The sequence below is a fragment of the Sulfitobacter sp. UBA1132 genome (assembly GCF_002311545.1).
Taxonomy (GTDB): Bacteria; Pseudomonadota; Alphaproteobacteria; order Rhodobacterales; family Rhodobacteraceae; genus Sulfitobacter; species Sulfitobacter pontiacus.
The window spans coordinates 137,388-147,736 of the sequence record NZ_DCAN01000021.1 but is presented as its reverse complement, the minus strand read 5'-3'; the positions used below and the strand labels follow the sequence as shown (position 1 = coordinate 147,736).

At 58.0% G+C, this 10,349-nt stretch carries 8 protein-coding genes and 2 pseudogenes; 1 reads left to right on the top strand and 9 read right to left on the bottom strand.

What is annotated here, in order from left to right; translation table 11 throughout:
• Positions 1-738, bottom strand: a 738-nt coding sequence (locus B4F27_RS17545) for a zinc ribbon domain-containing protein (protein WP_286760294.1), incomplete at its 3' end; no start/stop codon positions are given.
• On the opposite strand from B4F27_RS17545, the pseudogene B4F27_RS17540 reads away from it, so the two are divergent.
• A pseudogene (locus B4F27_RS17540) lies at positions 722-1,019 on the top strand (IS3 family transposase); the annotation flags it as partial. The gene B4F27_RS17545 and the pseudogene B4F27_RS17540 overlap by 17 nt on opposite strands.
• A 17-nt stretch (positions 1,020-1,036) precedes the next feature.
• On the opposite strand, the pseudogene B4F27_RS17535 reads toward B4F27_RS17540, so the two are convergent.
• From B4F27_RS17535 to dnaA, 8 genes and pseudogenes are all read right to left on the bottom strand, one after another.
• Positions 1,037-1,135 (bottom strand): annotated as a pseudogene (locus tag B4F27_RS17535) (transposase); the annotation flags it as partial.
• Between the two features lie 73 nt (positions 1,136-1,208).
• Positions 1,209-2,063, bottom strand: a complete 855-nt coding sequence (locus B4F27_RS17530) for an SDR family oxidoreductase (RefSeq protein ID WP_286760293.1) — start codon at positions 2,061-2,063, stop codon at positions 1,209-1,211.
• 19 nt (positions 2,064-2,082) lie between these two features.
• Positions 2,083-2,646: a TetR/AcrR family transcriptional regulator gene (locus tag B4F27_RS17525; RefSeq protein ID WP_286760292.1), complete on the bottom strand. Its 564-nt coding sequence runs from the start codon at positions 2,644-2,646 to the stop codon at positions 2,083-2,085.
• 673 nt (positions 2,647-3,319) lie between these two features.
• Complete coding sequence (gyrB, locus tag B4F27_RS17520) at positions 3,320-5,734, bottom strand: DNA topoisomerase (ATP-hydrolyzing) subunit B (protein ID WP_286760291.1); 2,415 nt, start codon at positions 5,732-5,734, stop codon at positions 3,320-3,322.
• A 78-nt stretch (positions 5,735-5,812) separates the two neighbouring features.
• Positions 5,813-6,433, bottom strand: a complete 621-nt coding sequence (locus B4F27_RS17515) for a LysE family translocator (protein WP_286760290.1) — start codon at positions 6,431-6,433, stop codon at positions 5,813-5,815.
• Positions 6,430-7,527 (bottom strand): DNA replication/repair protein RecF, encoded by a 1,098-nt coding sequence (gene recF / locus B4F27_RS17510; protein ID WP_286760289.1) that lies wholly within the window; start codon positions 7,525-7,527, stop codon positions 6,430-6,432. Before recF ends, B4F27_RS17515 begins: the two co-directional genes overlap by 4 nt.
• 46 nt (positions 7,528-7,573) lie before the next feature.
• On the bottom strand, positions 7,574-8,692 hold the full coding sequence (gene dnaN / locus B4F27_RS17505; RefSeq protein WP_005850131.1) for a DNA polymerase III subunit beta: 1,119 nt from the start codon (positions 8,690-8,692) through the stop codon (positions 7,574-7,576).
• A 135-nt stretch (positions 8,693-8,827) separates the two neighbouring features.
• Positions 8,828-10,186: a chromosomal replication initiator protein DnaA gene (dnaA, locus tag B4F27_RS17500; RefSeq protein ID WP_005850129.1), complete on the bottom strand. Its 1,359-nt coding sequence runs from the start codon at positions 10,184-10,186 to the stop codon at positions 8,828-8,830.
• Positions 10,187-10,349: the final 163 nt, after the last annotated feature.

The window sequence follows — 10,349 nt, the reverse complement described above, 5'->3', positions numbered from 1 at the left end:
TTCAAATCCTACTCCCGCAACCAACTTTAACGAACAGGCCGCAGTCGAAAGACACGCGGCCTTTTTGATGTCCGCAAAGCTCAATAGTTCCAGCAGCTTACCTTGGATATCGAGCTCGTGATGTTCCTTCTGGTCATCCCACCTCACCACCACCGTGTCGATCAACGTGTGAAGTTCGTCAGCCGCTGCACCGGCAACTACCTCATCCGACAGCGTGCTTGCGAGATCAGCCACGTAGGCCCTGTAAAGGGATGGCAGGTCTTCCGGCAGGTCGATGGGAGTCGGGACAAGCGCTTCCCGCTCCGCCCGCAGTGCCTTCAGCTCCGCGTCCACCGCATTCAGCCGTTCGATCAGTGCCTCCGAAAAGGTGCCGCCCTCGCCGGCGCGCACCAGATTGGCGTGGGTCTTCTCCGTCTCCCAGATCCGGTCATCGTGTCGGCGCAGGGCCTCACCGGTCTCGTGCTCTTGGGCTCGGACCTTTTCTACAAACTTCTTCCGAAAATCCCCGTAGGCGGCGTCTTGCATCAGACCTGTCCGCAGACCGCTCAGGATGCTTTCGGCAGCGTCGGTCTCGGACAGGCCGGGCATGCCGGTGCAGACAGCCTTGCCCTTCTCTTTATGGTTGGCACAGTAATAGCGTCGGCGCGCGCCTTTGCCCGCGACAGTAAGGTTGCCGCCGCATTGGCCGCAGCTCAGCAGTCCTGAAAGCAGATACTTCCGTCTGCGGGCCCACAACATCGAACACTCGATGAGCAGGCGCGGGAATTGCCATGACAATGCGCGCGTCCATTGTCCTCGGACCAATGGCGGACAAAGACTTGCCTGAGAGCTTCTTCAACCTGCTCAAACGGGAACGCGTACGGCGTCGAACATATAAAACCCGCGAGGAGGCCAGACAGGACATCTTCGACTACATCGAAATGTTCTATAACCCGAAACTCAAACATGTCAGAAACGGTATGCTGTCGCCTGTCGACTTCGAAAACAGACAGTTCAATGTGAACCAAGAAGGTGTCTAGGAAACGAGGGGCTATTCAATCCCATGCTCACGGCAAAGCTCAGAAACCGGCACACCGCCCTCCGCCTGCTTCAACGCCGCCATGATCTGTGCGTCGCTGAATCGTCCATTCTTCATCGTAAATCTCCTTAGATATCTTGCCGAGAAAATTCTACTTTTGAACACCTCTAATTTAAGGGGGGATTACCGACTATTTGAGGAACTGTTCGGCGACCAGCGATTGTTGCTTTAGTCCATCCGGATCAAGGCCAGTCTTGAGTTTGCTGAAGTCTTCGGACCATTCAGAAGTCCGCGTGCGGACAGGAGGCTGTTCTGAACCCATTACCTTCATGACAATCGCAGCAACCTCATCCGCGGTCTGGTAGATGCCCGTCTCTTGGCGGTCTTGAGAACCCGTAATATATTTTTGAAGGATCGGCAGGTATTCGTCCTCTAACATGCCACCTGTCTGTTCGACTTGCTCCAACACCGTATTGGCGAACTCAGAAGCTATGCCGCCTGGCTCAACGGCGGTGAAGTGGATGCCGAACGCTGGGGTGATGTAGCTGGCCATTGCTTCCGTCAGGCCTTCGACAGCAAATTTCGCGCCGCAGTAGATTTCGTTGAACGGCTGACCAACCAAGCCACCGACAGAACTGATGTTAATCACATGGCCGGCGCGGGCTTTGCGCATGTGTGGCATGACCGCCTTGATGCAGCGCGTGACGCCTGTGTAGTTGATGTCGAGGATCTTTTGGATATCAGCTTCTTCGGCCTGCTCAAGGCTGCGTACATACCCCATGCCAGCGTTATTGATCAGCACGTCAATGCGGCCCTGTTCGTCAATAACGGTATCGACTGCTGCGTTGACAGAGTCCGCATCCTGCACGTCAAGTTGCAGCACGTTCAGCGTTACCCCCGCAACCTGTGCAGCCGCATCGAGAGTGCCGCGTTTTTGGGTGTTGCGCATGGTGGCGTACACGGTGTGTCCGGCCTGTGCAGCCTGAACGGCGGTGGCCACGCCAAGGCCAGTGGATGTGCCTGTGATAAGTATAACTTTCGGCATGGTTTGATCCTTTTGATTACTATTTTGCGATCGAAAGCCAGACCCGCTCAAAGGTTTGTTCGATCAGTGTTTCGGGGATTTTCTGACCTGAAAGGACGGCACTGCGTGCGAGCTGCATGGCGGGAGCCACCAACAACAGTGAAAGCAGACTGGTATCAAGATCGGCCAAAGTGCCGTCATCCACCCCACGTTTTAGGAGTGCCGCAATATCAGCGGCATATTTGTCTGTGATGGCTTGTTGCTCTGGTGAGAGTATCTTTGCAGCACTCACATAATCGAGAAACAGGAAGTCCTGCGGGCGGATACGCACAAAGTCGAACATCGCAAACCACATATTTCGGACAAGTTGCGCGCTGTCGGTCTCGACCTGGTGTTTGGTGACGGTGTGGTGGAAGTCTGCCTTGAGCTCCATGTACACCTTCCGGAGCATGTCATCCTTGTTTTCAAAATGGACGTAGACCGTGCCTGCCGAGACCTTTGCCCGCGCAACGATGCCTGCTACATTTAACGAGGAGATCCCGTTTTCCACAACTTCGGCGACCAAAGCGTCGCGGAGTTTTTCTCTGGTTTCTGATTTGCTCATTCTGGGCATTTATCATCCTCACCGCGGGCCATGGTCAATTTAGGTAATGAATATTCATTATCAATATCGGTGTAGCAATTTTTCATGCTTTTGTATGTTTAAGATTTTAGGTAAGCGACCGAAGCACTCACAGTGCGGATGCTGTTGGCTAAGCGTAAGGCTCGACCTTCGCAGGTCACATGGCTATTGGTTCAGTCCGTGCAGGTGGCTTGCAGCTAAGTTCTGCCAAGGGCCATAGTAACCGTCTTGCAATGCAACGTTTGCCCGCACTGCTGACCTCATCCTGCCAAATTATGCTGCACGATGCCACCGATGGCTGGTTTGAGGAAGCAACAGCCTAGCAATGATCTGCCCAACGAGTGGCAGTTTAGGGCCGTAATCGCCGCCTGTCCTAAGCGAATGTAATTGTAAACATAAAACGCGGAGCTGATTGGGGGGGGTAAGGGGCCAGTCCAATGTCATGGGCAATGGGCATAGAGTGATTGAAGGCTAATTGGAATGTTCACTCGGATTTGAAGGGGGAGGCGGCAAGCCTGGCGCGATCCTATAGGCCCTCCGTATTTGAATGGATCAAATAAGTTATTGAATTAAAATTATTTCATATTGCTTGGCTGCATCGGCGACGCGCAAACTTATGCGCGCCACGCAATTTTACCTGCTTCCCTACAAACGCTTAAAAATCCAGGTTCTCGACGCTCAGCGCGTTTTGCTGGATGAATTCGCGGCGGGGTTCTACGACGTCGCCCATCAGCTTGGTGAACAGGTCGTCTGCTTCGGCCATATCCGCGACCTTAACCTGCAACAGGGTGCGGGCGTCGGGGTCAAGCGTGGTTTCCCACAGCTGATCGGGGTTCATTTCGCCCAGACCTTTGTAGCGTTGCAGGGACAGGCCTTTTTCACCTTCGGCAAGGATCGCTTCAAGCAGGTCCATGGGGCCGTGGATCAGCTGGCTACGGTCTTTGCGCACCAGTTTGGCGGGTGTGCCGTAGACATCTTGCAGGTGCTCTGTGAACCCGCCCGAGCGTTTGGCCTCGCCCGACCGCAGCATGCGACCGTCGAGGGTACGCACCTCTTCCACGCCGCGCAGGATGCGGGCGAGGCGGACGCCGTGGTCTTGGGTGATGCGGCCTTGCCAGCCACGTTCCCATTCCAATGCGATCAGGTTCAGACGCTCTGCGACCTTGTCGGCCACGCCTTGCAGGTCAGCATCGACCGCGCCCGGCACAAAGGCACCGGCGATGGCGGCCTGTTCCAGAATATGGCGGGGGTAATGGGTCGGGAAAGCTTCGAGAACACGACGCATCTGGCGGGCCAGATCGACGACGCGGGCCAGATCCTGACCTGTGATTTCCTCGCCATTGCCCTGTTTTAGCATAGCGCCTTCAATGCCTTGCTGGATCAGGTAGTCCTCCATCGCGGCCTGATCCTTGAGGTAGACCTCGGACTTGCCACGCGACACTTTGTACAAGGGCGGCTGCGCAATATAGAGGTGGCCGTTCTCGATCAGCTGCGGCATTTGACGGTAGAAGAACGTGAGCAAAAGCGTACGGATGTGCGCGCCGTCAACGTCCGCATCGGTCATGATGACGATCTTGTGGTAGCGCAGTTTATCGATGTTGAATTCATCGCGGCCAATCCCGGTGCCGAGCGCCATAACAAGGTTACCGATTTCCTGACTGCCCAGCATCCGGTCGAACCGGGCGCGTTCGACGTTCAGGATCTTCCCTTTCAGCGGCAAGATCGCCTGTGTCTGGCGGTCACGTCCCGTTTGCGCAGAGCCACCGGCGGAGTCACCCTCCACCAGAAAGACTTCGGTTTTGGACGGGTCTTTTTCAGAGCAATCCTTCAGCTTGCCCGCAAGGAAGTTTACATCCATCGCGGTCTTGCGGCGGGTCAGGTCGCGGGCCTTGCGCGCTGCTTCGCGGGCGTGGGCGGCTTCGATGATCTTGCCGACAACGATCTTGGCGATCTGCGGGTTTTCTTCAAACCATTCGGACAGCTTTTCGTTCACCAAGCCTTCGACGGCGGGGCGCACTTCGGAGCTGACGAGCTTGTCCTTGGTCTGCGAGCTGAACTTGGGGTCGGGCACCTTGACCGACAGCACGCAGGTCAGGCCTTCGCGAGCGTCATCCCCGGTGAAGGATACTTTTTCCTTCTTCGCGATACCTGAAGATTGCGCGTAGTTGTTGATCGTCCGCGTCAGCGCCCCGCGGAAGCCCGCGGTGTGGGTGCCGCCGTCACGTTGCGGGATGTTGTTGGTAAACGGCAGCACGTTTTCATGGTAGCTGTCGTTCCACCACATCGCGACTTCGACGCCGATATCGTCTTTCTCGCCCGTGATGAAAATCGGTTCGGGCATGACAGAGGTTTTCGACCGGTCGAGGTATTTCACGAATTCCTTCACGCCGCCTTCATAGAACAGCTCGGTCCGCAGAGGTTCGGCAGGGCGTTCATCGGTCAGGATGATGCGCACGCCGGAGTTCAGGAACGCCAGTTCGCGCAGACGTTTTTCCAGCGTCTCGAAGCTATAGTCGAGGTTCGAAAACGTCTCGGTCGAGGCCATGAACCGGACTTCGGTGCCGGTGCGTTCGGTGGGGCCCACGACCTCTAGGTGTTTGGTGGTGAAACCGCCTTCAAAGCGCGCGACATGTTCCTTGCCTTCGCGCCAGATGCGCAGTTCCAGCCAATCGGACAGCGCGTTCACAACCGAAACACCCACGCCGTGCAGACCGCCCGACACCTTATAGGAGTTGCTGTCGAACTTACCGCCCGCGTGCAACTGGGTCATGATGACCTCGGCCGCGGAAACGCCTTCTTCCTGGTGGATACCGACGGGAATACCGCGCCCGTTGTCACTGACCGAGACAGAGCTGTCGTCGTGAATTGTGACGTTCACCGCATCCGCATGACCGGCCAGCGCCTCGTCAATGCCGTTGTCCACGACCTCATAGACCATGTGGTGCAGACCCGACCCGTCATCGGTGTCACCGATATACATGCCCGGACGTTTGCGAACCGCTTCTAAGCCTTTGAGAACCTTAATGGAATCTGCGCCATATTCCTCGGGGAGCTGATCGGTATCGGACATTTTGGGAAACCTTCTTTTGTTACCCAATTTATAGTGTTTTCCGCCACGATTGTCACGCGCCTGACACAAGATTTTGCGTTAGACGAGGGGGATGAGCAAACCTACGCAGATCAGCAGCGCACCGGCCACGATGTTGATGCGTTTCAGGGTCGTCGGGTCGGTCATCAGGCCGCGCAATTTGCCCACTAAAGCGGCGATCGCAAGGTTCCCGAACAGCGGGATCGCGACGGATGCGGCGATGATCGCGCCCACGTCCAATGCGGTGACATGGCGCAGATCAAAGAAACCCGGCAGCACACCGATATAGAACAGAACGGCCTTTGGGTTGCCCAGAATGGCCAGCAACCCGGCACCGAAGCCGGCCCACGCGCCGGGGCGGGTCAGACGGTTGTCGCGGTCGATCTTGGCGTCGGCATGGCGGATCAGCAACACGCCCATGATCAGGAACACGGCACAGGCGATCCAGCGCATGCCAAGCATGAACATATCAAACACCGACAGGATCCAGCTGATGCCAAGCACCGCCACCAGCGGCCAAAGCATATCACCGATCGCCACCCCAAGGGCGAGCGGCCAGGCCGCGCCAAACCCGCCCGACAGCGCGCGTGCCATAATGGCAAGCCAGACAGGGCCCGGGGTCAGAAACAGGATCACAAGCGCGCCGCAGTACAGCAGCAGATCGGGCAGGGCGATGGTCATGGAAGCATCCTTGCAGTTGAAAGGCCGAGGGCCTCTGTCACCTCAAGCCGTTGTGCGCGGGGGCCGAGCGTGTCGAACAGCTCTTCTCCGGTGCCGGTCATCCAGGCTTGGGCACCAAGGGCGGACAGTTCGTCATAGAGCGCGGCGCGGCGGTTGGCGTCTAGATGGGCGGCGACCTCGTCCAGCAGCAGCAGGGGCGGCGCGCCGAAATCAGCGGCCAATGCGCGGGCGTTCGCAAGGATCAGCGACACCAGCAGGGCCTTCTGCTCTCCGGTTGAACAATCACGCGCGGGCACGTCCTTGGCGGCATAGACCCCTTCAAGATCGGCGCGATGCGGCCCGATCAGGGTCCGCCCTGCTGACAGATCGCGCATCCGGTTATCGGCGAGCGCCTGACGCAACCCCTCGGCGGTGGTGGGCATGTCGCAGATCAGATCAAGCGTCGCGGTGGGAAAGGCGGTCTCGGCCTGCGCCTGCGCTTCGGTGATGGCTTGCAAGGCGGCGACACGGTTGGCGTGGATCGCGCTTCCGGCCTCGGCCATTTGCTGTTCCAGCGCGACATACCACGACGGTTCGCGCACCATATCCTTCAGTAGGCGGTTGCGTTCGCGCATGGCCTTTTCATAGGCAAGCGACTGATCTGCATGGTCAGGCAGAAAGCTGAGCGTCATGCGGTCAAGGAAACGGCGGCGACCTTCGGCGCCTTCGATCCACAGACGGTCCATCGACGGGATCAGCCACAGCACCCGCGCAATGCGCCCTAATCCGGTCTGCGCTGTCGCCTTGCCGTCAATCCGCACCTGCCGCGCGGCACCCGCCTCTGACCAGATCTCGACCTCGTGGATCTGGCCCAGACTGTGCAGATGTGCGGTGATCTTCCAGCCAAGCGCCTCTGGCCGGCGCGTCATATCCGACGCGCTTGACCGGCGCAGGCCGCGGCCGGGGGACAACAAAGACACGGCTTCCAGAATATTGGTTTTTCCCGCGCCATTGGGCCCGAAAATAGACACAGGCCGCGCGTCGCAATCTACCACCGCACGTTTATGCGAGCGAAAATGCGACAGCGTCAGCTGGGAGAGGTAAAGGCCGCTCATACGATTGGTATGAATGCGTTAAGATGTTCGACGTAGCCTGTCAGCGTCACACACGCATCGGCATAACGACATAGACCGCAGACATATCATTGCCTTCGCGCATCAACGTCGGATCACCGGAGGAGTTGAACAGGAACACGGCGTTTTCACGATCCACCTGGCTTGCGATCTCAAGCAGGTATTTCGCGTTGAACCCGATCTCCAGCCGTTCGTCGGCATAGGCAACGACCAGTTCTTCCTCGGCGGCACCGCTGTCAGGCGCGTTGACGGACAGCACCAGACGATCTTCGTCCAGTTGCAGCTTGACGGCGCGGGACCGTTCGGAGCTTACGGTCGCAACACGGTCCACGGCGCGGGCGAAATCGCTGGCGTCGACTTCCATCTTGCGGGTATTGCCCTGCGGGATCACGCGGGTGTAGTCGGGGAACGTCCCGTCGATGACCTTGGAGGTCAGAGTGATGTCCGGTGTGGCAAAGCGGATTTTGGTCTCGGACACGGAAACGGCGATTTCCATATCGTCGTCGTCCAGCAGCTTGCGCAGCTCGCCCACGGTTTTGCGGGGCACGATCACGCCGGGCATTTCTGCGGCACCCTCGGGCATGGGCGCGTCGATGCGGGCCAGACGGTGGCCATCGGTGGCAACGCAGCGCAGCACCTTGCTGCCTTCGCTGTCCGAAATATGCATGTAAACGCCGTTCAGATAGTACCGTGTTTCTTCGGTCGAGATGGCGAATTTGGATTTGTCGAACAGGCGGCGCAGCACGGGGGCAGGGGCCTTGAAGTTCGACTGGTATTCAGAAGTCGCCATGACGGGGAAATCTTCGCGCGGCAGTGTCGCGAGCGAGAAGTTGGAGCGGCCCGCTTCGACCGTCAGACGCCCCGCGGCGCTGTCGGCGGTCAGGCTGATCAACGCGCCATCAGGCAGCTTGCGCACGATCTCATGCAATGTGGTCGCGGAAACCGTGGTCGCACCGGCACGTTCGACCTGCGCCGCGGCCTTGTCGACCACTTCGATGTCCAGATCGGTCGCGCGGAACGACGCGTCCGAGCCTTCGGCCTCGATCAGCACGTTGGCGAGGATTGGGATGGTATTGCGGCGCTCTACCACGGATTGGGCCTGTGATACGGCCTTAAGCAGCGCGGCGCGTTCAATGCTGAATTTCATATGCCATCTCCATTCCGGCAGTCCGGGAGGGCAAACTACCCGATACCAATGTATTCACAAGAGTTTTGTTGACTTTTCAGCACGAAACGAAGGCCCGTCAAGGCCTTCGCGTGTCTTCTGTGCAAGCTGGTGCTCTTAAGCCTCGAGAGAGCGGCGCAGCAGTTCCAGATCTTCGGCGATCTGACCGTCGTTCTGCTTGAGCTCTTCGATACGTTTCACGCCGTGCATCACGGTCGTGTGGTCGCGCCCGCCAAAACGGCGGCCAATTTCGGGCAACGATCGGCTGGTCATCTTCTTGCACAGATACATGGCGACCTGACGCGGGCGGGCATAGCTGCGCAGACGCTTGGGGCCGACCATATCGCTGAGGCGGATGTTGTAATGCTCGGACACTTTGCGCTGGATCTCTTCGACGCTGACTTTGCGTTCAGAGGCACGCAGTACGTCGGCCAGACAATCCTGCGTCAGGTCCATGTTGATCTCGCGGCCGACAAGCGACGCAAAGGCGAACAGACGGGTCAACGCGCCTTCCAGCACACGGACGTTGGTGGTGATGCGATGCGCCAGAAACTCGAGCACGCCAGCTTCGACCTCAAGACCAGGGTAATTCTTGCGCTGCGCTTCCACCTTGTTTTGCAGAATGCCAAGACGCAGTTCGTAGTCGGTCGGATGCAGGTCAACGACCAGACCGCATTGCAGGCGCGATTTTACGCGGTCCTCAAGATCCTTGATCTCGCCCGGGGCGCGGTCTGCGGAAATAATGATCTGTTTGTTCTGATCCACGAGGGCGTTGAACGTGTGAAAGAATTCTTCCTGCGTGCTGTCCTTGCCCGCGATGAACTGAACATCGTCCACCATCAGCACGTCGACGGAGCGGAAGATTTCCTTGAAGTCCATCATCTTGCGATCACGCAGCGCCTGCACGAAGCGATACATGAATTGTTCAGCCGACAGATACAGCACGTTAAGTTCGGGTTTGCGAACCTGAAGCTCTTGCGCAATGGCGTGCATCAAGTGGGTTTTGCCCAAGCCGACACCACCATAAAGAAACAGCGGGTTGAAGGTGACGGGGCCACCTTCGGCAACGCGGCGTGCGGCGGCGTGGGCCAGTTCGTTGGGTTTGCCGACAACAAAGTTGTCAAAGCTAAAGCGGGCGTCAAGCGGGGCGGCGTTGATCTGGCTGTTCGCAGGCTGGGCTGCGGCGGCGGGCTTGGGGCGGGCTGGGGCAGGATCAATGGCGGCGGGCTTGTCCTGTGGGGCGACCGCGAATTTCAGACGGCTGATGCTGATGTCTTCGGACTGCATTTCATGCAGCAGCAGATCGGCGAAGTTCTGGCTGACATAGTTGCCAAAGAAATTGGTCGGTACGAACAACGTGCAAATGCCGTCTTCGATGGGGCCAACAGTCAGCGGGTCAATCCAGGTAGTAAAGTTGTTCTGTCCAACCGTCTTTAAAAGCCGGTCCCGAATTGTCGTCCATTCTGCCTGCATCATGCGCCCTGCCGTCCCATTCTTTGATCGCTTCAGCACATACTGAAACGCTATTTTACCCAGTCAAAAGACAACAGACCGTTTACCCGGTCCCACACAGAGAACCGGCCCGCCGTCCTTCGGACATTTTTACATAAGGCATGCCTGACGCGTGCGTTGGCGAAGC